The organism is Herbaspirillum sp. SJZ107 (assembly GCF_006715485.1).
GTDB lineage: Bacteria > Pseudomonadota > Gammaproteobacteria > Burkholderiales > Burkholderiaceae_D > Telluria.
In genome coordinates this window covers 16,250-40,056 of sequence record NZ_VFNH01000002.1, presented here as the reverse complement: position 1 = coordinate 40,056, position 23,807 = coordinate 16,250, and the positions used below count along the sequence as shown (strand labels likewise).

At 66.5% G+C, this 23,807-nt stretch carries 18 protein-coding genes; 11 read left to right on the top strand and 7 right to left on the bottom strand.

Features of this window, described 5'->3' with window-relative positions; translation table 11 throughout:
- Nucleotides 1-24 precede the first annotated feature (24 nt).
- Together FBX97_RS09900 and FBX97_RS09895 are read left to right on the top strand one after the other, a co-directional pair.
- Nucleotides 25-1,209, top strand: a complete 1,185-nt coding sequence (locus FBX97_RS09900) for a zinc-dependent alcohol dehydrogenase (protein ID WP_141831146.1) — start codon at nucleotides 25-27, stop codon at nucleotides 1,207-1,209.
- A 10-nt stretch (nucleotides 1,210-1,219) separates the two neighbouring features.
- The gene (locus FBX97_RS09895; RefSeq protein ID WP_255517407.1) at nucleotides 1,220-1,810 is read left to right on the top strand and encodes a hypothetical protein; all 591 of its coding nucleotides are present in this window, start codon (nucleotides 1,220-1,222) and stop codon (nucleotides 1,808-1,810) included.
- Between the two features lie 80 nt (nucleotides 1,811-1,890).
- Here FBX97_RS09895 and FBX97_RS09890 read toward each other — a convergent pair whose 3' ends face one another.
- Nucleotides 1,891-3,039 carry a glutathione-independent formaldehyde dehydrogenase gene (locus FBX97_RS09890; RefSeq protein WP_141834266.1) on the bottom strand — a complete coding sequence of 383 codons (1,149 nt, stop codon included), beginning with the start codon at nucleotides 3,037-3,039 and terminating at the stop codon, nucleotides 1,891-1,893.
- 452 nt (nucleotides 3,040-3,491) lie between these two features.
- Between FBX97_RS09890 and FBX97_RS09885 the strand changes: the two genes are divergently transcribed.
- The 4 genes from FBX97_RS09885 (at nucleotide 3,492) to FBX97_RS09870 (ending at nucleotide 8,855) form a co-directional block, all read left to right on the top strand.
- Nucleotides 3,492-4,232: an SRPBCC family protein gene (locus FBX97_RS09885; protein ID WP_141831145.1), complete on the top strand. Its 741-nt coding sequence runs from the start codon at nucleotides 3,492-3,494 to the stop codon at nucleotides 4,230-4,232.
- Nucleotides 4,233-4,244: 12 nt separating this feature from the next.
- Nucleotides 4,245-5,417 carry a zinc-dependent alcohol dehydrogenase gene (locus FBX97_RS09880; RefSeq protein ID WP_141831144.1) on the top strand — a complete coding sequence of 391 codons (1,173 nt, stop codon included), beginning with the start codon at nucleotides 4,245-4,247 and terminating at the stop codon, nucleotides 5,415-5,417.
- Between the two features lie 90 nt (nucleotides 5,418-5,507).
- The gene (locus tag FBX97_RS09875; protein ID WP_141831141.1) at nucleotides 5,508-8,324 is read left to right on the top strand and encodes an EAL domain-containing protein; all 2,817 of its coding nucleotides are present in this window, start codon (nucleotides 5,508-5,510) and stop codon (nucleotides 8,322-8,324) included.
- An 84-nt stretch (nucleotides 8,325-8,408) separates the two neighbouring features.
- Nucleotides 8,409-8,855, top strand: a complete 447-nt coding sequence (locus tag FBX97_RS09870; RefSeq protein ID WP_141831139.1) for a PRC-barrel domain-containing protein — start codon at nucleotides 8,409-8,411, stop codon at nucleotides 8,853-8,855.
- 55 nt (nucleotides 8,856-8,910) lie between these two features.
- Here the strand turns inward: FBX97_RS09870 and FBX97_RS09865 are convergent, their stop codons facing one another.
- Nucleotides 8,911-9,900, bottom strand: a complete 990-nt coding sequence (locus tag FBX97_RS09865; protein ID WP_141831137.1) for an MDR family oxidoreductase — start codon at nucleotides 9,898-9,900, stop codon at nucleotides 8,911-8,913.
- Between the two features lie 177 nt (nucleotides 9,901-10,077).
- Between FBX97_RS09865 and FBX97_RS09860 the strand changes: the two genes are divergently transcribed.
- Both FBX97_RS09860 and FBX97_RS09855 read left to right on the top strand, forming a co-directional pair.
- Nucleotides 10,078-11,052: an LLM class oxidoreductase gene (locus FBX97_RS09860; RefSeq protein WP_141831135.1), complete on the top strand. Its 975-nt coding sequence runs from the start codon at nucleotides 10,078-10,080 to the stop codon at nucleotides 11,050-11,052.
- A gap of 28 nt (nucleotides 11,053-11,080) precedes the next feature.
- Nucleotides 11,081-11,422 (top strand): DUF5335 family protein, encoded by a 342-nt coding sequence (locus FBX97_RS09855; RefSeq protein WP_141831133.1) that lies wholly within the window; start codon nucleotides 11,081-11,083, stop codon nucleotides 11,420-11,422.
- 28 nt (nucleotides 11,423-11,450) lie between these two features.
- Here the strand turns inward: FBX97_RS09855 and FBX97_RS09850 are convergent, their stop codons facing one another.
- Nucleotides 11,451-14,249 (bottom strand): EAL domain-containing protein, encoded by a 2,799-nt coding sequence (locus tag FBX97_RS09850; protein WP_185748552.1) that lies wholly within the window; start codon nucleotides 14,247-14,249, stop codon nucleotides 11,451-11,453.
- Nucleotides 14,250-14,587: 338 nt separating this feature from the next.
- Here FBX97_RS09850 and FBX97_RS09845 point away from each other — a divergent pair, with 338 nt between their 5' ends.
- The 3 genes from FBX97_RS09845 to FBX97_RS09835 are packed head-to-tail and all read left to right on the top strand — an operon-like array spanning nucleotide 14,588 to nucleotide 18,409.
- Nucleotides 14,588-15,106, top strand: a complete 519-nt coding sequence (locus tag FBX97_RS09845) for a (2Fe-2S)-binding protein (RefSeq protein ID WP_141831124.1) — start codon at nucleotides 14,588-14,590, stop codon at nucleotides 15,104-15,106.
- Nucleotides 15,103-16,146 carry a xanthine dehydrogenase family protein subunit M gene (locus FBX97_RS09840; RefSeq protein WP_141831122.1) on the top strand — a complete coding sequence of 348 codons (1,044 nt, stop codon included), beginning with the start codon at nucleotides 15,103-15,105 and terminating at the stop codon, nucleotides 16,144-16,146. The genes FBX97_RS09845 and FBX97_RS09840 overlap by 4 nt, the downstream gene beginning before the upstream one ends.
- A gap of 10 nt (nucleotides 16,147-16,156) precedes the next feature.
- Nucleotides 16,157-18,409, top strand: a complete 2,253-nt coding sequence (locus FBX97_RS09835) for a xanthine dehydrogenase family protein molybdopterin-binding subunit (protein WP_255517406.1) — start codon at nucleotides 16,157-16,159, stop codon at nucleotides 18,407-18,409.
- A 103-nt stretch (nucleotides 18,410-18,512) separates the two neighbouring features.
- Here the strand turns inward: FBX97_RS09835 and FBX97_RS09830 are convergent, their stop codons facing one another.
- The 4 genes from FBX97_RS09830 to FBX97_RS09815 all read right to left on the bottom strand — a co-directional run bounded on the left by FBX97_RS09830 (nucleotide 18,513) and on the right by FBX97_RS09815 (nucleotide 23,767).
- Nucleotides 18,513-19,673, bottom strand: a complete 1,161-nt coding sequence (locus FBX97_RS09830) for an NADH:flavin oxidoreductase/NADH oxidase (RefSeq protein ID WP_141831120.1) — start codon at nucleotides 19,671-19,673, stop codon at nucleotides 18,513-18,515.
- Nucleotides 19,674-19,705: 32 nt separating this feature from the next.
- Nucleotides 19,706-20,872, bottom strand: coding sequence for a family 1 glycosylhydrolase (locus FBX97_RS09825; RefSeq protein WP_221631790.1), 1,167 nt, complete (start codon nucleotides 20,870-20,872; stop codon nucleotides 19,706-19,708).
- 159 nt (nucleotides 20,873-21,031) lie between these two features.
- Nucleotides 21,032-21,913, bottom strand: coding sequence for a Kdo hydroxylase family protein (locus FBX97_RS09820; RefSeq protein WP_141831118.1), 882 nt, complete (start codon nucleotides 21,911-21,913; stop codon nucleotides 21,032-21,034).
- Nucleotides 21,914-21,922: 9 nt separating this feature from the next.
- Nucleotides 21,923-23,767, bottom strand: coding sequence for an ABC transporter ATP-binding protein/permease (locus tag FBX97_RS09815; protein WP_141831116.1), 1,845 nt, complete (start codon nucleotides 23,765-23,767; stop codon nucleotides 21,923-21,925).
- Between the last annotated feature and the right edge of the window lie 40 nt (nucleotides 23,768-23,807).

Here is a 23,807-nt window from a genome sequence, read left to right as displayed (position 1 = left end):
GGAGCTTTTCTGACAGGAGGTTTTATGTTGGCAACTAACTTTCGTGGACCATACCGGATCCGGGTATCGCAAAAACCGGATCCCGTGATCGAACACCCGGGCGACGCCATCGTCCGCGTGATACGCGCCTGCATCTGCGGCTCGGACTTGCACCTGTACCACGGCCTGGTGCCCGACACCCGCATCGGGCATACCTTCGGCCATGAATTCGTCGGCATCGTCGAAGAGGTCGGCTCGGCGGTCGAGACGCTCAAGCCGGGCGATCGCGTGCTGGTGCCGTTCAACATCTTCTGCGGCTCATGCTTCTTCTGCGACCGCGAGCTGTACAGCAACTGCCACAACGTCAATCCGGAAGCGACCGCGGTAGGCGGCATCTACGGTTATTCGCATACCACCGGCGGCTACGATGGCGGCCAGGCCGAGTTCGTGCGCGTGCCGATGGCCGACGTCGGACCGTACAAGGTGCCGGACGATATCGTCGACGACGATGCGGTGCTGCTGACGGACGCGCTGCCGACCGGCTACCAGGCCGCCGAGATGGCCGATATCCACGAAGGCGACACCGTGGTGGTGTTCGGCGCCGGTCCCGTCGGCATCTTCGCGGCCAGGTCGTCCTGGCTGTTCGGCGCCGGCCGCGTGATCGTGGTCGACCATGTCGACTACCGGCTCGACTTCGTGCGCCGCTACGCCCCCGCCGAGATCGTCAATTTCCGCGAGGTGGGCGACGTCGCCCTGCACATCAAGAAGATGACCGACTGGCTGGGCGCCGATGCCTGCATCGATGCCGTCGGCTGCGAGGCGTCGGGCAGCCTGGCCCAGACGCTCACAGGACGCTGGACCATGCTGCAGGCAGGCGCGGCGACCGCGCTGTTCTGGGCCATCAACTCGGTGCGCAAGGCCGGCAACGTGTCGATCGTCGGCGTGTATGGGCCGACCTTCAACGCCGTCCCGATCGGCAACGCGCTGAACAAGGGCATCACGATGCGCATGAACCAAGCGGCCGTGAAGCGCCATGTGCCGCACCTGATCGAGCACATCCGCCAGGGGCACCTGAACCCGAAGGAAATCATTACCCACCGCGTGCCGCTGGAAGAGGCGTCCGACGCGTACCACATCTTCTCGAGCAAGTACGACCATTGCATCAAACCCGTGCTGATTCCGCCGCGCGCAGGTTCGGCGCGCGCTCTGGCGGGCAGCGTCATCCACTGAAGGAGCCGCCATGGACAACGACATCGCCCGCCGCGATCTGGCCGAGCAGCGGCGCAACCCGCAGCACCACGGCCATGTGGACTACGAGCGCCAGCTCGACCACGACCTGAACCGCCACAGTCCGCCCCGCGAACAGCTGCAAAGCATCCCGGGCTGGGGTTCGGACCTCGACCACAAGAACCGTCCTGCCATCCCGATGGAGCGCATGCCGCCGCGCTTCATCCACGTGCCCCAGGGGCAGCCGGTACAGCAGGCACAGACCGTCGAAGTGTTCTGTTCGCCGGAGCGGCCCGGCATCACGCCGATCTTCGGCACGGCCGAGCCGCCGAAGTGGGTATCGGGCGCGATCCGGCGCCTGGCCTACAAGCTGCCCGAGAACGACCTGCGCCACTGGCTGATGCTGATCGCCGCCGACCGCGTCAACATGGTCGAGGGCATTGTCGACGACCTGCGCCACGGCCACCTACCCAATGTGCTCGGGGAAATGGGAATCCGGTCGGAACTGCGCCACAACCCGGCGGGGCTGGTACGCAAGGCGCTCATCACCGCCGCGGTGGTGGGCGGCGTCATGGCCTTGATGAAGCGCCGCGACCGTTACTGATCCAAACAGATAGATGGAAAAAAGCCCCGCATTTGCATGACAAACGCGGGGCTTTCTTTTTACTTCACTGCCCTGCTCTGCTAGCTGCCCGGATGCAGGATCACCTTGGTCCAGCCGTGGTCGCGCTCGTCGAAGTGCTGGTAGGCGTCCGGCGCCTGGTCCAGTTTCAGCTCGTGGGACACGATGAATGAAGGCTTGGCGCGGCCGGCGTGGATCAGGTCGCGCAGTTGCCGGTTGTACGCCTTGACCGGGCACTGGCCGGTGGCGACGCGCTGCCCCTTGAACCAGAGCATGCCCCAGTCGAGCGCTATCTTTCCTTCCTTCCCGAGGTCGTCGGGGCTGCCCGGGTCCTGCGGCACGAACACGCCGACCACGCCGATGCCGCCGGTGAACTTGACCGAGTTGACCAGGTTGTTCATCGTGAGGTTGGGTCGTTCCTGGCGGTGATGATGGTGGTCGTGGCACTGGTAGCCGACGCATTCGCAACCGGCGTCCGCGCCGCGCCCATGGGTCAGGTCCATGACGCGCTGCACCGGGTCCTCTTTCGAATAATCGATCGCGATCGCGCCGATCGACTCGGCCAGCTTGAGGCGGTCGGCATGGCAGTCGACTACCATCACGCTGCACGCCCCCTTGATCATCGCCGAGTGCGCCGCCATCAGGCCCACCGGCCCGGCGCCGTAGATGACCACCGCGTCCCCGGGCTTCATGCCGGCCAGTTCGGTCGCATGCCAGCCGGTCGGGAAGATGTCGGCGCACATCACGTAGTCGGACTGCTTCTGCTCTGCGTCCGGCGGCAACTTGAGGCACATGAAGTCGGCCCAGGGCACGCGCAGGAATTCGGCCTGGCCGCCCTGCCATGGCCCCATGTCGGCAAAGCCGAAGGCGCCGCCGGCGATGCCCGGCTGGTTCGATTTCAGGCAGTAGTTGGTCAGGCCGCGTTCGCAGTTCTTGCAGTGGCCGCAGCTGACGTTGAAGGGGATGCAGACCCAGTCGCCAGGTTTGAGATTCTCGACCGCCGGCCCGACTTCCATCACCACGCCGAGATTCTCGTGCCCGAAGACGCGGCCCTGCTCGAAATCGGTCCGGCCCTCGTACATGTGCAGGTCGGAACCGCAGATGTTGGTACTGGTGATTCGGATAATCGCATCGGTGGGACGTTCAATCTTTGGATCGGGGACGTTTTCGACTGCAACCTGCCTGGGACCTCGATAGACAACAGCTTTCATCATCGACTCCTATAAGCCGCCAGGAAATAGCATGTCCTGCATGAGGACATGGTGCCGCGTCCTGGCAGTTGTTGGTGAATCCGCGGGCACACCGCGGAACCTTGCCCACCGCAGAGCAATTACCCGCCGTGAATGGACCGGCAAAGAGTAGGCATGGGTTGGTCGATTTGCAAGCAGCGATTCGCTAGCCTTTCAGCATCAATCGGCACGGCAAGAAAAACGGCATCGGCTGAAACGCCTTGCGGACACGGTTCGCGGTGACGTCGAGGCTGACGGCCCGCATGCAACGGTCGCGTTCGCGCGAGCGGTGCAAATTTCCACATGAATATCCTGAAAAATAAACGCCTTGCACCGTGCATAAAGGCGTCTAGACTGAGGCGTCCTGGCTGCGGCCGCCACTGCGATGCAGCGGGGCCCGGTTCGCACAGTCCCCACCTCAAGGAGGTTCGATCATGGCAGGCAGTATCGTTGGTGAGCAACGCGGCGGATCATCGCGCGGCAGTCCGTCCCCGGGCACCCCGGCCGGCAGGTCCATGCAGAACGTCAGCTGGATTCCGATCGCACTGGGCGCCGCCGCCATCGTGGCCGGCGTCAAAGGCAGCACGAAGGGCGCCGCGGCGCTCGCGCTCGGCGCAGTCGCCGGTGCAGGCGCGCTGGGCGCGTTGCGCGGCGCCCAGTCCGGCCACAGCAAGCAGGGCGCCGCCGACGGCCGGGCCGAGGTGGAGCGCTCGATCACGATCGGCAAGGACGCGGACGAATTGCGCCGCACCTGGCTCGACCCGAGGACGCTGCCGCAGGTCATGGCACGCTTCGCGACCGTGCGTGCCGCCGCCGAAGGCCGCATGTACTGGAAGGTCGAGGGGCCGCTTGGCCATGCCTACGAATGGGACGCCGAGACGCTGAACCAGCCCGGCGGCGACATCAGCTGGCGCTCGCTGCCCGAGGCCGCCATCCCGAACGAGGGATCGGTGCGCTTCCACCCTGCCCCGGCCGGCCGCGGCACCGTGGTGACCCTGCGCGTGCGCTTCGACCCGCCGGGCGGCGCACTCGGCGAAGGCCTCATCAAGCTGCTCGGCTCCACGCCGCTGCACCTGATCGCCGAAGGCGCGCTGCGGCGCTTCAAGAACCTCGTCGAAACCGGCGAGATCCCGACCACCGTGCGCCAGCCTGCCGCTCGCGCCGACACCCACTGAGGAGAGCAAGCGATGCGAGCACTTTACTGGAACGGCGTGAACGACCTGCGGGTTGGCACGGTGAAGGACCCCGAGCTGTTGAACCCGCGCGATGCCATCCTGCGCGTCAGCCTGTCGACCACCTGCGGTTCCGACCTGCACTTCATCGACGGCTACATCCCGACCATGAAGGCCGGCGACGTGATCGGCCACGAGTTCATGGGCGTGATCGAGGAAGTCGGCAGCGAAGTGAAGCGCGTGAAGAAGGGCGACCGCGTCGTCGTCCCTTCGTTCATCGTGTGCGGCCAATGCTGGTATTGCCAGAACCACCTTTACTCGCTGTGCGACAACACTCATCCGAAGCCCGAGCTGCAGGAACCGCTGCTCGGCGGCCAGACCACGGCCGGCATCTACGGCTACACCCACGCCTTCGGCGGCTACGCCGGTGCGCACGCGGAGTATGTGCGCGTGCCGTTTGCCGACAACGACTGCTTCAAGGTGCCCGACGGCGTGGCCGACGAGACCGCGCTGTTTCTCTCGGACGCGGCGCCGACCGGCTACATGGGTGCCGATTTCTGCGACATCAAGCCCGGCGACACGGTCGCGGTCTGGGGCTGCGGCGGGGTCGGCCTGATGGCGCAGCAGAGCGCGCGCCTGATGGGCGCCGAGCGCGTGATCGGGATCGACCGCTTTCCCGAGCGCCTGCAGATGGCGCGCGAGCATGCCGGTTCCGAGACCATCGACTACACCCAGGTCGACAGCGTGCTCGATACGCTCAAGGAGATGACCGGCGGGCGCGGCCCCGATGCCTGCATCGACGCGGTCGGGATGGAAGCGCATGGCACCGGGCCGCAATACGCCTACGACCTCGTGAAGCAGGCCTTGCGCCTGGAGACCGACCGCGGCCAGGCGCTGCGCGAAGCGATCATGGCTTGCCGCAAGGGCGGCACGCTGTCGGTGCTCGGCGTCTACGGGGTGCTCGACAAGTTCCCGATGGGCGCCCTCATGAACAAGGGCATGACGCTGCGCACCGCCCAGCAGCATGGGCAGGCCTACATGGACCGCCTGCTGGCGCACGCCCAGAAGGGCGAGCTGAACCCGGCCTACCTTGCCACCCACCGCTTTTCGCTCGAGGACGGGCCGCGCGGCTACGACATGTTCAAGCACAAGAAGGACGGCTGCGTACGCGCGGTATTCGCGCCGTAGCGGCCATGATCCGGCGCGCACGCGTGCGGGATGGCAGACTCATGGGCTGGCGGTCTACAATGCAGGCATTCCGTCAATACATGATCTGCCATGCGCCCAGACCCGCTCCCCGATGATCCGCCGCACAGCGGCGCGGCCACAGGCCAGTTCGGGTGCTGGGAGATGGACTTGTCCGACATGACGCTCGTCCTGTCGGAAACGGCGCGCGCCATCTGCGGCCTCGGGCCGGCCACCTGCGGCCTGGACGACGTGCTGCAGCACGTGCATCCGGACGAGCTGCAGCACGTGAGCGACATGGTGCACGCGGCGCTGCACGCCGGCGCGCGGCTCGACCTCGGTTACCGCATCGTGCGTGCTGCAGGCGAGACGCGGCACGTGCGCGTGCGCGCCGAGCTGTTGCGCCAGGAGGGCGGCCGCGCGCGCTACCTGGGCTCGGTCGAGGACGTGACCGAGCAGGTACGGCGCCAGTCCGAAGCCGAGCGCAACGCGTGGCTGCTGCAGATGGCGAGCGGTGTCGCGCACCTGGGTGGCTGGTCCTACGATGCGGCGCAGGGCCGCGTGATCTGGTCGGACGAAGTGTGCCGCATCCACGAGGTGCCGCTCGGGACCGCGCCCACGGTCGAGGAGGCGATCGGGTATTTTGCGCCGGAGTCGCGCGCCAGGCTGAGTTGCCTGGTCGACGCCTGCCTGCGCGGCGGCACACCCTACGACGAGGAACTGCAGCTCGTCACCGCGCGCGGCCGCCACGTCTGGGTGCGCTCGATCGGCGAACCGGTACGCGGCGCGGACGGCACGATCGCCGGGTTGCAGGGCGCGTTCCAGGACATCAGCGACAAGCACGAGGCCGAACAACAGGCCGCGGACATGGCCGAACGGCTGTCGGCCACGCTCGAGTCGATCACCGACGCCTTTTATACGCTGGACCACGAATGGCGCTTCACCTACCTGAACCCGGAAGCCGAGCGGCTGTTCAAGCGCCCGCGCGCGCAGTTGCTCGGCAAGGTGCTGTGGGAGGAATTCAGCGCGCTCGAGGGCGGGGTCGGCTACCGCGAGTTCCACCGCGCCGCGCGCGAGAACCGCACCGTCGTGTTCGAGGAATACTATGCGCCTTACCAGGTCTGGTCCGAGGTGCGCGCCTATCCTTGCGCACAAGGTCTTACCGTCTACTTCCGCGACGTCACCGAGGCGCGCAAGACCGAGGAGTCGCTGCGCCTCAGCGAAGAACGGTTCCGCACCATCGCCCGCGCCACCACGGACGTGGTGTGGGACTGGAACCTGGAAGACGACAGCTTGTGGGCCAGCGACAGCATCGAATCCGTATTCGGTTATACCCCAGCCGATTTTTCCGGGCCGATCCGGGGCTGGTCCGACCATATCCATCCGGACGAACGGGAACGCGTCATCAGTAACATCCAGTCGGCCATCGCCGCCGGCGGCGACCACTGGATGGATGAATACCGCTTCCTGCGCAAGGATGGCTCGACCGCCTTCGTACTGGACCGCGGCTACATCACCCGCGACGCTGGTGGGCGCGCCATACGCATGATCGGCGCCATGGTCGACCTGACCGAGCGCCGGCAGGCCGAACACCGGATCGAATACCTGGCCTACTACGACGTGCTGACCGAGCTGCCGAACCGCCAGCTGCTGATGGAGCGGCTGCAGCGGGCGCTCGACGACAGTGCGCGCGGCCGTTCCGCCAGCGCGCTGTTTTTCATCGACCTGGACAATTTCAAGTCGCTCAACGACACCCACGGGCATGCGCTGGGCGACCAGTTGCTCAGGCAGGCGGCGCAGCGCCTGCGCAGCTGCCTCAGCCGCCATGACACCGTGGCGCGCTTCGGCGGCGACGAGTTCGTGGTGCTGCTCGAAGGCTTGAGCATGGACATCCACCAGGCATGCGCTCAGGCCAGGCGGGTGGGCGAGCGCATGCTGGTGACGCTGCGCCAGCCGTACGACCTCGGCCAGTACACGCACTACAGCACGGCCAGCATCGGGATCGTGCTGTTCAAGGACGCCGCGGACGACAGCGGCGAGTTGCTCAAGCGCGCCGACATGGCGATGTACGAGGCCAAGAATGCGGGCCGCGGCACGCTGAGTTTTTTCAACCCCGACATGGAAGCGGCGCTGGCGGCGCGCATGGCGCTCGAGAACGACCTGCGTCATGCCCTGCGCCACTGCGAACACGAATTCGCGCTGCACTACCAGCCGCAGATCGACCGCGACGGCAAGCTCACCGGCGTCGAAGCGCTGGTACGCTGGCGCCATCCGGTGCGCGGGATGGTTTCGCCGGTCGAGTTCATTCCGCTGGCCGAGGAAACCGGACTGGTGGTGGGACTCGGGCAGTGGGTGCTGAAGCAGGCCTGCGACCAGCTGCTTGCCTGGGCCGCCAACCCGGCGACCGCGCACATCGAGATCGCGGTCAACGTCAGCGTGCGCCAGTTCCACCACCCGCAGTTCGTCGCCCAGGTGCTGGCACTGGTGACGGTGCCCGGCATCGATGCGCGCCGGCTCAAGCTCGAACTGACCGAAACCTCGCTGCTGGAAAACGTCGACGATACGATCGCCAAGATGCATGCGCTCAAGCTGCACGGGGTGAGCTTTGCGCTGGACGACTTCGGCACCGGCTACTCCTCGCTGGCCTACCTCAAGCAGCTGCCGCTCGACATGCTCAAGATCGACCGCTCGTTCGTGCTCGATCTCCTGACCAACCAGAACGACGCGGTGATCGCCCGCACGATCATCGCGCTGGGCCGCAGCCTGGGCTTGCGGGTACTGGCCGAAGGCGTCGAACTGGCCGCCCAGCGCGACTTCCTGTTCGAGCACGGCTGCGACGCCTACCAGGGCTACCTGTACGCCCCGGCCTTGCCGGCCAGCTCGGTGACCTCGGTCGCCTGCAAGCCATGACCAGTTTGCTTTCCGAAGCAAACCTGGAACTTTAGCCGGTTATCTACCGTCGTACGGTGATTGCTTAGCTGGAAAGGAGGCGTCATGAAACGCATGCTTGCAGTCTTGACGATGGCGGCTGTCGCGCCCTGGGCCGGCGTGGCATCGGCACAGTCGCCGGCGCAGCCAAGCGCGCAGGCCCCCGCCGCGCCGGTCGCCGGCAGGACACCCCTCGGTGTCACCGTGGTCGAGATGGAAACGATTGTCGTTGGCTGGAGCGCCAAGCGCGACCTGCTCGGCAAGACAGTGGCCAATGACAAGAACGAAAAGATCGGCAAGGTCGATGACGTGATCATTTCTCCAGGCAAGGGTAACAGCACACCCGCCGCCCCGTTTGCGATCATCGGCGTGGGTGGGTTCCTGGGCATTGGCAAACGGGACGTTGCCATCCCGATGGATCAGTTCAAGGTCACTAATAAGCAGCTAAGCTTGCCTGGTGCGACAAAGGATGCCCTGAAGGCCTTGCCACCGTTCGTGTACCAGAACAAGTAACACTGCTCTATAGGTCCTGCGAACGTGACCGGCAGCGGGCGCCGATGTGCTTTGCTCAGGCATGGGTGTCCACCACCAGCCGGCCGTGCAGCGTCCCGGCGAGCAGTTCCGGCGCCAGGGTGATTGCCTGCGCCAAGCCGACTTCCCGTGTAATGGTCGCCAATTTACCGGGGTCCAGTTCGTTCGCCAGCCGCTCCCAAGCCGCCACCCGTTTCGGCAGCGGGGCCATCACGCTGTCGATGCCGATCAGCCTGACGCCGCGCAGGATGAAGGGCGCAACCGACGCCGGGAAATCCATGCCCTGCGCCAGCCCGCAGGCCGTGACGGTGCCGCCGTAACGGGTCTGTGCGGCCGCATTCGCCAGCGTGTGCGAGCCGACGGCATCGACGACGCCGGCCCAGCGTTCCTTCTGCAGCGGCTTGCCAGGCGCGGACAGCGCGGCGCGATCGATGACCTCAGCCGCGCCGAGGGATTTGAGGTAGTCGGCCTCGGCCAGCTTGCCGGTGGACGCGACCACGCGGTAGCCCCAGCCGGCGAGAATCGCAATCGCAATGCTGCCGACGCCGCCCGATGCGCCGGTCACCAGGATGTCGCCGCTGCTCCTGTCGACGCCTTGCTCCTGCAGGGCCATTGCGCACAGCATCGCGGTGTAGCCCGCGGTCCCGATGGCCATCGCGGTCCGGGCCGACATGCCCGGCGGCCGCGGGATCAGCCAGCTGCCTTGCAGCCTGGCACGCTGCGACAGGCAACCCCAGTGCGTTTCGCCGACACCCCAGCCGTTCAGGATGAATGCGTCGCCCGCCTTCCAGTCCGGATGCGAGGATGCAATGACTTCCCCGGCCCCGTCGATGCCGGGCACCATCGGCCAGCTGCGTACCACCGGCGCCTTGCCGGTGATGGCGAGGGCGTCCTTGTAGTTCACGGTCGAATAGTCGATGCGCACCGTCACATCGCCGTCGAGCGGTAACTGTGCGTCGTCGATCCCGGTAAGCCGGGCCGCGGTGGTGCCGTCATCGTTCTTGTCGAGCAGGATTGCTGTGAACATGCTGGGTCTCCAAAAATGCGTGCGCCGAAGGCGGGGCTGACGAGTATGGATCGACAAGATACTACACTCCTGCCGGCACGACGCTCGTGCCGCAATCCGGTATCGGGCGCGCTTGCACCGTCTGCCAAACGACGCTATCGTAAGACCGATCTACCGCAGGGGGAGATCATGGCGGACATGCTGACACCGAACCGGACGGCCAGGCCAAGCGATTCAAAAGGTTTCCAGCGCATGTTTGCGCCGGGTCGACTGACGCTCGGCGTGTTCTTCCCGATCGAGGCGTTCAGCGGCGACCAGCCGACGATGCTCGGCCAGGAACGCCTGGCCCGCCGCGCCGAGGAACTGGGATACGCCGCGCTGTGGTGCCGCGACGTTCCGCTGCGCGACCCCAGCTTCGGCGACGTGGGCCAGGTCTACGATCCGTGGGTCTATCTTGGCTGGATCGCGGCGCACACCAGCGAGATCGCATTGGCGACCGGCGCCCTGGTCCTCACCCTGCGCCACCCCTTGCATAGCGCCAAGGGCGTGGCATCGGTCGACCGGCTCTCTGGCAACCGCCTGGTACTCGGCATTGCCTCGGGCGACCGGCCAGTCGAATTCCCGGCCTTCGGCGTCGACTTCGAACAGCGTTCCACCCTGTTCCGCGACAACCTGCGCGTGATGCGCGCCGTCCTCGGCGGGGCGTTCCCATCGCTCCAGACGTCCTATGGCACGCTGCCAGGGACTGCGGACCTGGTGCCCAAGCCGGCCACGCCCGTGCCGATGCTCGTCACCGGTCACAGCGGGCAGTCGCTGGAATGGATCGCGAAAAACGCGGATGGATGGATTACCTACCCGCGCGGACTCCAGCGCCAGGCCGAGGTCGCGGCGCACTGGCGCGCCGCGGTGGAAGCTGCGGCGCCCGGCGTCTTCAAGCCGTTCGTGCAATCGTTCTATGTCGACCTGAGCGACGATCCCGACGCCGCGCCGACGCCGATCCACCTGGGCTTGCGCGGCGGCCGGCATTTTATCCTGCGTTTTCTCGAGGCGGTACGCTCGATCGGGGTCAATCACGTCATCCTCAACTTCAAGTACGGCGCGCGCAACGCGGGCGACGTGCTCGAAGAAATCGGCAAGGAGATCCTGCCGCAGCTTGCGGCATCCCAGCCCTGAGCCACATTGGGAGCAAGAGGCAACTATTATGGCGACGACAAAACTTGATAAAGCGGCATGGCAGCAAACCTTTGACCAGTTGTCGAAATCACTGCTGGTCGGCAAAGAGGTCGAAATCGAGGTGACAGGCCTGCGTATCGGCGACCAGATCGAGCAAGAGTGGATTCAATTGCTGGGCGTGAGCTACGACCCCAAGAGCGATCTCATCCAGATTCTGGTCGAAGGCCTCGATCACCTGATCCCCAAGCCGCGCGAAGTCTGGATCGATCACGGCCCTATCGGACTGGCCAGCATGGAAGTGATCAACGACGACGACCTGCGCCAGATCATCCGGCTGCGCGAGCCGCTGATGCTGCCCTATTCCGGATGATGGACAAGGCCGGCGGCGTGCGCGCTGCTCAGAACTGCTCGGCCGCCACCGGCTGCCCGAACAGATACCCCTGGAACGCGCGGCATCCGTGCTGGGCGAGAAAGTTGCGCTGACCCGCCGTTTCGACGCCTTCCGCGATCACGTCCAGTCCCAGGGTGTGGCCCAGCCCGAGGATCGTGCGCGCGATCGCGGCGTCGTTCGGGTCGGTAAGCACGTCGCGCACGAACGACTGGTCGATTTTCAGCTGGTCGAGCGGCAGGCGCTTCAGGTAGGCGAGCGAGGAATACCCGGTACCGAAGTCGTCGAGCGCGAACCCGATCCCGTTCTCCTTGAGCGCGTGCATGGTGTCGATCGTATTCTCGATATTTGCCAGCAGCAGGCTCTCGGTCAGCTCGAGCTTGATCCGGCGCGGGTCCGCGCCGGTGCGTTCGATGACCTGCAGTACCTGGTCCACGAAGCCCGGCTGGCGGAACTGGCGCGCGCTCACATTGACCGCCATCGTCAGGTGCGCGGTTTGCGGCCGGCTGCTCCAGCACACGAGCTGGCGGCATGCGGCTTCCAGGACCCACTCGCCCAGCGGCAGGATCAGCCCGGTCTCTTCGGCAAGCGGGATGAACACCGATGGCGAGACCTGCCGGCTGCCCGGGCGCTGCCAGCGCAGCAGCGCCTCGGCGCCCACGAGGGCGCCGTTGCTGTCGGTCTGGCGCTGGTAATGCAGGGTGAAGCCGTGGGTTTGCAGGCTGTGGCGCAGGTCGGCCTCCAGCTCGACGCGCGCATTGATCACCGTCTGCATGTGCAGGTCGAAGAACCGGATCGTGTTGCGGCCGGCCGCCTTGGCCTGGTACATGGCGAGGTCCGCACGCTTGAGCAGTTCGTCGATGTCCTTCATGTTCTTGTCGAACAGGGCCACGCCGACACTCGGGCTCGTGTGGTGCTGGTGCCCATCCAGCTGAAAGGGCTCGGCGAATGCCCCGAGCAGCTTTTCTGCGACCAGCTCGGCCTGGGCGGCCGCCTCTTCCGGGTCCGTGCTCAGGGACTCCAGCACGATGACGAATTCGTCCCCGCCGTGCCGCGCCACCGTGTCGCTGCCGCGCGATACCCGCGCTTCGAGCCGCCGCGCGACCTGCTGCAGTAGCTGGTCGCCCTTGTCGTGCCCGAGCGTATCGTTCAGGGTCTTGAAGTTGTCCAGGTCGATGAAGAGCACGGCGCCGCCATGGCCGTCGCGCTTGGTCGCCGCAACCGCGTGGCGCAGGCGGTCCAGCAGCAGGCGCCGGTTCGGCAAGCGCGTCAGGGGATCGAAGAAGGCAAGGTTCAGGATCGCCTGCTCGTCGCGCTTGCGCTGGGTGATGTCGGTGTCGATTGCCAGTATCGATTGCGGCTGTCCATCGTCGCCGCGCACCAGGGTCAGGTGCGATTCGACCGGCACCGCGCGGCCATCCTTGCGGCGCTTGGTGAGTTCACCGCGCCACTCGCCCTTGCGCAAGGCCTGCTCGAATGCCTGTTCCAGGTCTTGCTCGTCCAATGTCAGGAGTTCGCTCTTTTTCTTGCCGATGGCCTCGGCGGCGGTCCACCCGAACAGGCGTTCGGCGCCCTGGTTCCAGTAGGTGATCCGCAAATCGGCGCCGGACACCGAGATCGCATCGTGGGCCTTGTCCAGGAGCGATGCCAATAGCCGGTTACGCGCTTCGGCCGCGCGGCGCTCGGCTTCGGCCTGCTTCTCGGCGGTGATGTCGAGCATCGCCCCGACCACGTTGAGCGTCGCTCCCTCGGCGTCGCGCCTGAACACGCCCTGGTCGCGTACGCTGACGTAAGTGCCGCCCTGGCGCAGGAAACGGTATTCCGCACGCCAGGTTGCCTGTCCGCCGCCCATGGCCGCATACAATCCGCCGACGACCCTCTCGCGGTCCTCCGGCGCGATCCGGGACGCCCAGTCGTTGATGCCGTCAGTAAAAGTTTCTGCGCCGTAGCCGAATACGGATTGCACGCCCTCGCTCCACCACAGGCGGTCATGTGGGACATCCCAGTCCCAGATGATGTCGCTGGTCACCCTGGCCACCATCCTGAAGCGCTCGGTGCTCTCGCGTTCCATTTCCTCCAGCCGCTTGCGCTCGGTAATGTCGGTGGTATAGGCGGCCAGGCCTTCTTCCGTGGGGAAGATGCGCACGTCCTTCCAGACCTGCAGCGGGTCGTAGTATTCCTCGAATGCGGCCGGCCGCCGGTGCGCCATCACGAGTTCGTACTGCGCGCCGAACCATGTCCCCACCAGGTCGGGGTATTCCTCCCACAATACCTTGCCGAGCAATTCCTGGCGCGCGCGCCGCAGCAGCCGTTCGGCTGCCCCGTTCAGGTAGGTGAACCGCCATTGCCTGTCCAGCGTGTAGAACGCATCGGACATGGCTTCCAGCGTCCCCAGCAGCTTGCGCGACATTGCCTGCAAGGACGCGGTCGATTGCCGTAACTCCGTGATGTCGTGCACGGTGCCTGCCAACATCAGCGTGCCGGACTCGTCGAAGTACGGCACGCCCTGCACCCGCACATGGCGTGCCGTGCCGTCCGGCCGGACGACACGGTGTTCGAGTTCGATCCGGCGCGGCTGCTGCCGGTTTTCTCGGAGCGCAGCCAGCACCATGGGCCGGTCGTCCGGATGCACCATCAACAGGTAGGTCTCGGTCCTGCCGTCAAAGCCGCTCTTGCCGATCCCCATGATGCGGCAGGTCTCGTCCGACCAGACCAGCTTCTCGAAAGACGGATGGAATTCCCAGGTGCCGACGTGACCAAGGGCTTGGATCTCGGCCAGCTGCCATGCGACCAACTGTTGGCGGTTCAACGCTCCGCGCTGTTCTCCGCTTGCTGATCTGTTGTCCGTCGTCATGCTGTCGTTCCGCGCTGTGCGGTCGCCTGGTCGCTCGTATTGTCGCGCTGCCATCGCTTGCAGGCGGCGTCAGGCATCGTGTTAGTGCAGCACTTTATAAGACGGAAGGTAGCGCGCTAAGTTCCACTACTGTTCATCGCATCTCCTGCGGTTCGATTTCGAGGCGCGCTCAGACGCTTGTTGCCGGCATCCCGCTGGCGGCGCGCACGCGGGCCGGCGGCCAATCGTGCGCCGCTCGGCCGCCGGCTTTTTGCTAGTATCGATTCGCCTGCCCGCCACGCGAAGGAGCAAGGATGGACACCTCTACCGTTTCATCCCGCGGCGCCGACCCGGGCGCCCTACCCGTCACGCTGGAAGTCAACGGCGCCGCGCTGTCCCTGACGGTCGCGCCCTACGTCACGCTGCTCGACCTGCTGCGCGAGAGGCTGCAGCTGACCGGCACCAAGAAGGGTTGCGACCATGGCCAGTGCGGAGCCTGCACCGTCCTCGTCGACGGCAAGCCGATCAACAGCTGCCTGAAGCTGGCCGTGACCGCGGACGGCGCCAGAGTCACCACCATCGAAGGCCTTGGCGCCGACGGCCGGGGGGGCGCGCTGCAGCGCGCCTTCATCGAGCACGACGCCTTCCAGTGCGGTTATTGCACACCAGGACAGGTCTGTTCGGCCGTGGCTCTGGTTGCCGAGGGCATCGCGTTCACGTACGATGAAGTACGCGAATACATGAGTGGCAACCTGTGCCGCTGCGGCGCCTATCCCAACATCACGGACGCGGTGATGGACGTACTGCGCCAGCAACCGGGGCCGGATACATGAACCGTTTCGACTATGAACGCGCCAGCGATGTGGCGCAGGCCGTCGGCCTGGCCGACCGGGCCATGGCCAATGCGGCCGAGAGCGCCGCCCCGGTGCGCTTCCTCGCCGGCGGCACCAACCTGGTCGACCTGATGAAGGAAGACGTGGAATGCCCGCATACGCTGATCGACGTCAACCGCCTGCCGCTGCGCGCGATCGAGGAACTGCCCGACGGCGGCCTGCGGCTCGGGGCGCTGGCGACGAATGCGGAAACGGCCGACCATCCGGTGGTGCGCGCCCGCTATCCGGTGCTGTCTTCCGCCATCCTGTCGGGCGCCACGCGCCAGCTGCGCAACGCCGCGACCGATGGCGGTAACCTCAACCAGCGCACCCGCTGCTGCTACTTCTACGACACAGCCACCCCGTGCAACAAGCGCACGCCCGGCGCCGGTTGCGGGGCAATCGGGGGCTTCACCCGCATGCACGCGATCCTCGGCGCCAGCGAGCACTGCGTCGCGACCAACCCGTCCGACATGGCCGTCGCGCTCGCCGTGCTCGATGCCCGGGTGCGGGTGACGGGGCCGCAGGGCGAACGAACGATCCCGCTGCTTGACTACCACCGGCTGCCGGGCGACCAGCCCTGGCGCGACAACAACCTCGCCGCCGCCGAGCTTGTCACGGCAGTCGACCTGCCGCCCGGCGACTTCAGCGCCCACTACACCTACCTCAAACTGCGCGACCGCCTGTCGTATGCGTTTGCGCTGGTGTCGGTGGCGGTGGTACTGGCGCGCGACGATGCCGGACGATGCACAGACGTGCGGATCGCGCTCGGCGGGGTGGCACACAAGCCGTGGCGCGTGCTGGATGCCGAAGCGCTGCTGCGCGCAAACGCGCCGGACCGCGCGCTGTTCGAGCAGGTCGCCGCGCGTATGCTCGACGGCGCGGTCGGGCTGGGCGGCAACGATTTCAAGATCGAGCTGGCGCGCCGGGCCATCGTGCGGGCGCTGGAGCAGGCGGCCAGCGGCCGGCCGCAGTCGCACACCGACAAACGGATCGCCTGAAGGAGCCGACATGAACACGAACATGAGCGCCAGTCCCCGCATCGGCGACCCGATCGACCGCTTCGACGGCGAGGCTAAGGTCACCGGAAGCGCCCGCTACGCAGCCGAACATTTCCCGCCAGGGCTGCTGTACGGCTGGATCGTCTCCAGTAGCGTCACGCGTGGCCGCGTCACCGGCATCGACGAGACGGCAGCCCGTGGCGTGCCCGGCGTGGTCGAGGTGATCAGCCACCGCAACCGGCGCCAGCTGCCCGGGGGCGACGACAGCTACAAGGATGAGATGGGCGCGTCCGGGAAGCCGTTCCGTCCCCTTTTCGACGACAAGGTCCTGTTCAGCGGCCAGCCGGTGGCGCTGGTGGTGGCGCACACCCTGGAGGCCGCGCGCGATGGCGCCAGCCTGATACGTGTCAGCTACGAGAGCGCGATCCACAATACCGACTTCGCACTGGCGCTGGCGGAACAATTCGCGCCGCAGTCCGACCCACGCGAGTCTCAGGAGCCGGAGCGCCGCGGCGTTCCCGACCAGGCCCTCGCGCAATCGCCGCGGCACCACGCCGCCACTTACTGCCATCCGGCGGAGCACCATAACCCGATGGAGATGCACGCGGCAACGGTGATCTGGGAGCCGGGCGACCGCCTGAGCGTCTACGACAAGACGCAAGGGACCCGGAACGCGCAGTCCTGGCTGGCCAGGGTATTCGGCCTGAAGGAGGACCAGGTCAGGGTGCGCAGCGAATTCGTCGGCGGCGCTTTCGGTTCCGGGCTGCGGCCGCAATACCACGTGTTCCTGGCCGCGCTCGCCGCCCTCATGCTGCAGCGCCCAGTGCGGGTGGGCATGACGCGCCAGCAGATGTTCACGCACGTGTACCGGCCGCCGGCAGTCCAGTCGGTGGCGCTCGGCGCCAACGCCGACGGCAGCCTGAACGCGATCGTCAACAATGCCACGCATACCACCTCGCGCTTCGAAAGCTACACCCAAACGGTCGTCGACTGGGGCCTGACGCACTACAAGTGCCCCAACGCCAGCGGCGTGTACACGCTGGCCCCGGTGGATACCTACACACCGGGGGACATGCGCGCGCCGGGGGCGGCGACCGGTGTGAACCTGTTCGAAATCGCGATGGATGAGCTGGCATACGCGGCGGGCGTCGACCCGCTCGCGCTGCGGCTCGTGAATTATGCGGACAGGGATGAGATGCACGATCGTCCCTACACGTCCAAGGCGCTGCGCGAGGCACTGGAGGCGGGGGCGCAGCGCTTTGGCTGGGAGGCGCGCGTGTCCGCGCCGCGCTCGATGCGCGAAGGCAGGGAGCTGGTGGGATGGGGCATGGCGACCGGCGTGTGGGAAGCATCCTTCGAAAAGACCAGTGCGCGTGCGCGGCTCGCGCAAGATGGCACCCTGGAAGTGGCGTGCGCGATGACCGACATCGGCACCGGAACCGCCACCGTGATGGCGCAGGTGGCCGGTGACACCCTGGGCGTGCCGCTCGAACGCATTCGCGTGCGGCTCGGCGACAGCGACCTGCCCGAGTCGCCGGTCGAGGGAGGCTCGTGGGGCGCTGCCTCGTCCGGCGCGGCGGTGCACCTGGCTTGCCGGGCGGTCGGCACGCAGCTGCACAAGATCGCTGCCGGGATGGCGCCGAGTCCGATCGCCGGTGCCGCGTTCGATGGGGTCGCGTTTGGCGACGGCCACATGATGCTCAAGACCGACCCTGCACGGCGTGTTTCGCTGGCGGACATCGTCCGTGCCAGCGGCAAGGATTGCATCGAAGCCGAACAGGCGGCCGAGCCGGACCAGGGCGAGTCGGCGGACAAGGCGCCGAAAGCGAAGAACACGCACAGCGCGGTCTTTGTCGAGGTCAGGATCGACGAAGAACTCCCGATCGTGCGCGTGACGCGCATCGTGATCGCGGTGGCGGCCGGGCGCATCATCAACAGCAAGACGGCGCGCAGCCAGGTCATCGGCGGGGCGGTCATGGCGGTCGGCATGGCATTGCACGAAGAAACGGTGATGGATCACCGGTTCGGCCGCTTCATGACCCACAACTTTGCCGATTACCACATTCCCGTGAATGCAGACATTCCCGGGATCGAGGTGCTCTTCATCGATGAGCCGGACGCGGAAGTGTCGCCGCTGGGCGTCAAGGGCGTCGGCGAGATCGGCGTGGTCGGCACGGCCGCGGCCGTGGCCAACGCCATCTACCACGCCACCGGCAAGCGGGTACGGTCCTTGCCGGTCACAATGGACAAGCTGCTCGGATAGAGGCCACCTCAGTCTCGAATACCTGAACGTGCCTCCCAGGCTTCGCGGCCATCCGCACAGCGCGGAGACGGCGCATGGGCCTTGAACCCGGCCCGGCTGCCGTTCACTTGCTCCGGCGCTTGACCGCGTAGCCATACTGCACCGGCCACGCAGGCTCTTCCTCGAACGCATGCTGGGCCTTCAGCGCCCAGTACGGTTCACGCAGCAGTTCGCGCCCGACCAGCACCAAGTCGGCATCGCCGCCGGTGACGATGTCGTCGGCTTCCCTGGGATCGGTGATCAGCCCCACGGCACCGGTCGGGATATCGGCGCCGTCGCGGATCCTGCGGCTGCAGGGCACCTGGTAGCGCTTGGCGACCGGGATGCGTGCAGTCGGCAGGTTGCCGCCGGTCGAGACGTCGATCAGGTCGACGCCGGCCGCCTTGAGCCGCCGCGACAATTCCACCGATTGCTCGATATCCCAGCCGCCCGCCGTCCAGTCGGTTGCGGAGATGCGCACGAAGAGCGGCAGCTCGCCGGGCATGATGGCGCGCACGCGCTCGGTCACGCGCAGCACCAGGCGCATGCGGTTGTCCAGGCTGCCGCCGTACTCGTCGTCGCGCTGGTTGCTGTGGGGCGACAGGAACTGGTGCAGCAGATAGCCGTGCGCAGCGTGGATTTCCAGCAGCCTGAATCCGGCTGCCAGCGAACGGCGCGCCGCCTCCTCGAACAGGTCGACGATGCCGTCGATGGCCTGCTTGTCCAGCGCGACGGGCAGCGGGTCATCCGGATAGAACGGGATTGCACTGGGCGCCACTACCTGCCAGCCACCCTCGGCGCTGGTCTTGAGGGTTGCGCCGCCTGTCCACGGCGCCTCGGTGCTGGCCTTGCGGCCGGCATGCGCCAGCTGGATACCGGCCACCGCCCCCTGGCTGTGGACGAAGGCGGCGATCCTGGCCAGCGGGTCGACGTGGGCGTCGCTCCAGATGCCGACATCGCCCGGGGTGATGCGGCCTTCCGGGCTGACGGCGGTGGCCTCGACCATCACCAGGGCGGTGCCGCCGACCGCGCGGCTGCCCAGGTGCACCAGGTGCCAGTCGTTGGCGAACCCATCCTCGGCCGAATACTGGCACATGGGTGCCATCGCGATACGATTTCGCAGCACCACGCCCCGCAGGTTCAGTGGGCTGAGCAGGTCGACTTCCGGGACCTCGCGGTCGTGGGAGGCGTCCGCCAGGGCGCCGTGCGTGGCCACGTCGGGGGACTGGGCAACATTCGGGTTCATCGCTGACCTCCGGCTTCGGATACGTGACCGGTTTAGACAAGGATGCGGGGTGCGAGTTGCGCAGGCGGCAGCGCCATCCCGGTCCGGCTGAAGCGCTCCTGCGCAAAGGCGAGCGCATCGAGCATCGGCCGGTGCACCAGCCGACGCATGCCGCGTTTGCTGTCGCAGTCCCACAGTCCCATCGGCATCCACGGACGCGGCCGGTGCCAGTCGAACATCCCGATGATCGGATAGATGCAGATGCCGCCCAGCGGCACGCTGGCGTCGAACAGGCCGTCGACTTCGTCCGCCAGTTCACGCAGCCAGCGCGCCCGGTGCACGCCCCAGTGCGAGGTTTCCGAAATGATGAGCTCGCCGCCGTAGCGCGCATGCACCGAGCGGATCAGGTCGCGCAGCGGCACCCGGCGCGGGTCCTCGTCGTCGAGCCATTCGCCTTCCTGCCCGAGTTCCCATTGCGAGTTCCAGTAATAGTTGATACCGACCACGTCGAGGTGCGCGCGGCTGCCGCCCAGTTCCGGCAGGGTCCGCCCGCACAGCATGTCCCAGCTTTCGAACACCTGGTCGTCGTTGAAGACCCGGGCCTCGCTCAGCGATGCGGGCCGCTCGTTCCTCGGCGCCACATGGCACAGCGGATCGGCATTCAGGAAACGCGCGTCCGGCACCCTGGCCCGGATCGCGTCGATGCCGGCGATCGCGGCGCGGGCCAGCGCCACCTTGAACTCGTGGTGGCGGCCAGTGATATAGGGCGCGAAACGGCCGACCTCCCCCGCCACCCATGAAAAGTACGACGGCTCGTTGACCGGGGTGAACCACAAGGTACCCTGGAGCCGGCGGCGCAGATAGCGGGCACAGGCTGCGCAATACTCGGCGAACCTGGAGACGAAGGTGGCCGACAGCAGGTCCAGGCCTGCCGGGTAGCCGAAATGGAACAGGTCCCAGACCACGTCGACCTTGTACCTGCGCGCCGCGCGGACGAGCGGTTCGACCGAGGAAAAATCAAAACCGCCACGGCCTTTGTCGACCAGCGGCCAGCGTATGCCGTCGCGCACGGCCCGGATGCCGACCTCGCACAAGCGGCGATAGTCGGCGTCGGCATGACGCAGGTGGCCGGTCTCCTCGATCAAGTCGATCCAGTCGCCCTCGCGGTTGAAGCCGGTGGTGCATTCGAACCCACCGAGAAAGTAACTGCTGAACAACATGGTGAACCCTCCCAGGGTTCTTCATGCGCACCTAGTTTATTGGCGTACCGGGAGCGCGCTGTAAGTGTACGCGCAGCCCGAACGTAGGTTAAATCCCACTATTAGTAGGGGATCTACTAGAGCCCGGTGCGGCTTCCGGCTCAAGCCGACGCTGCCGAGTCACACCAGCGCGTGACCCTGCAGCCGCGTCAGGATCGCCAGCGGGCTGGCGTCCTTGTCGTACTGGTGCAGCGGCGACAGCTGCGCCGTGTATTCCAGCATGTACTGCCCCGCCATCACCGAGTGCGAGGTCTGGTCCGAGAAGCACACCCAGGCGCAGCCCGGCGGAAAGCCGAAGGTTTCCTGCGGCGCGTTCTTCTGGTAGTCGAGGTCCGACTTCATGGCGTCGTGCAGCTGCAGCATCAGGTGATCGTACTCGCTGCGCAGCGATTTCGTGATGCCCAGTGCATTGATCAGTTTCGCCTGCCAGGCCGCGTACGGTTTGAGGCGCGGCAGGAAGCGCCGGGCCACGTCCTCGAACGGTTCACCCACGCGCCACACGCGCGGCTGGCCTTCCAGGTTGACGTTGGTGAACACGCGCAGCAGGCGTTCGCCGCGATTGGGTCGCGACGGGAAGGCGTCGACGTGCAGGCGCCGGTCGTCGGCGCGCCAGGATTGCACGCGGGTCTGCACCACCGACGGCCGGAAGCTGGTGGCGCCGCGGCGCAGGTGCTCGCCATAGCGCGGCACCAGGTTGCCCAGCAGGCCCTCGGCCTCGGCGCGGAAGCGGCCGATCATCCCGGCCAGCATCGCCTTGTCGGCATCGTCGCCGGCCGCGCCCTTCAGATTGCCGCCCGCATCCAGGCTGATGTTGCGGCTCTTGGGGTCGCGGATGTCTTCGCGGAACAGCGCCAGCTCTTCCTTCTGCGGCGCGAAACCGGCCTTGCCGTAGGTCCCGAAGTTCGGGAAGTACAGCACCTTGCCCGCTTCCAGCGCGGCGATCCAGGCCGGGTTGCCGTGGCCGACGTCGGCCATGTCGATGTCGACGATCTGTTTATCCATGTCGTTCCCTTAGTCTTGTTCCACTTCCTGCGGCGAGGCCAAAGCTTCGTCCTGCCTGGCCTGCTGGCGGTCCCACATCTGCCGGTACAGGCCATCGGCCGCGATCAGCGACGCGTGCGTGCCGCGTTCGACGATGCGGCCATGGTCCAGCACCAGGATCTGGCCGGCGTCGGCGATGGTCGACAGGCGGTGCGCGATCACCAGCGTGGTGCGCTGCCTGGCGATCTCCTTGAGTTGGGTCTGGATCGCCTGCTCCGACTTCGAGTCGAGGGCGGAGGTCGCTTCGTCGAAGATCAGGATCGCGGGATTCTTCAGGAGGGTGCGCGCGATCGCCACCCGCTGCTTTTCGCCGCCGGACAGTTTGAGGCCGCGTTCGCCCACCATTGTCGCATAGCCGTCGGGCAGGCTCTCGATGAACTCGTGGATCGAGGCCGCGCGCGCCGCCGCGAAAATGTCCTCGCGGCTGGCGCCCGGACGGCCGTAGGCGATGTTGTATTCGATGGTGTCGTTGAACAGCACCGTATCCTGGGGCACGATGCCGATCGCGTGGCGCAGCGAATCCTGGGTCACGTGGCGCAGGTCCTGGCCGTCGATGCGGATCGATCCGCTTTGCACGTCATAAAAGCGGAACAGCAGCCGCGACAGGGTCGACTTGCCCGAGCCGCTGTGGCCGACCACGGCGGTGGTGGTGCCGGCCGGGATGCTGAAATCGACGTCGAACAGGATCTGGCGCTTGGGGTCGTAGCTGAATTCCACGTGCGAGAACTCGACCCGGGCGCCCTGCGTCACCAGCGGCTTGGCATCCTTCGAATCGGCCACCTCGCGGTTCTGCTCGAGGAGCCCGAACAGGCGCTCCATGTCGGCCAGGCTCTGCTTGATCTCGCGGTAGATCACGCCCAGGAAGTTGAGCGGGATGTACAGCTGCAGCATGAAGGAATTCACCAGCACCAGGTCGCCCAGGGTCATGCTCTTGTCGATCACGCCCTGGGTGGCACGCCACAGGATGGCGGTGACGGCGGCGGCGATGATCAGCGACTGGCCGCTGTTCAGCAGCGACAGCGAGGTCTGCGAGCGCACCGCGGCGCGCTCGTAGTTCTGCAGGCCTTCGTCGTAGCGCTTGGCTTCGTAGTCCTCGTTGCCGAAGTACTTGACGGTCTCGTAGTTGATCAGCGAGTCGATGGCCTTGGTATTCGCCTTCGAATCGAGTTCGTTCATCGTGCGCCGGAAGTGGGTGCGCCACTCGGTCACGCTGATGGTGAAGGCGATGTAGGTCACCAGCGCGATGCCGGTGATGATCGAGAACCACTTATCGTAGTGCAGCGCCAGGTAGACCAGCACCAGCGTGATCTCGACCAGCGTCGGCAAGATGGAAAACAGCGAATACGAGACCAGCGAGCTGACGCCGCGCGTGCCGCGCTCGATGTCGCGCGTCATGCCGCCGGTCTGGCGGTTCAGGTGAAAACGCAGTGACAGCGCGTGCAGGTGGCGGAACACGCGCAGCGCGATGGTGCGTACGGCGCGCTGGGTCACGCGCGCGAACAGGAATTCGCGCAGCTCGGTGAACAGCGTGGTCGAAAAGCGCAGCGCGCCATACGCCACCAAGGCGCCCAGCGGCAGGATCAGCAGCGCGTGCGGGTTGGTCGGGCTGATGCTGAGGCTGTCGACGATGCGTTTCAGAACCAGCGGCACGCCGATGTTGGCCAGCTTGGCGCCGACCAGGCAGATCATGGCCGCCAGCACGCGCCATTTATAGACCCACAGGTAAGGCAGCAGCGTGCGGATGGTGGCCCAGTCGTCGCGGCGGGCATTCGGATCGGACGTTGGCGGAGGAGAACTGGCGGATGAGCGTCGCATGACAGGTATGCAAAATGTATGTTGTAATCTGGGACGATTG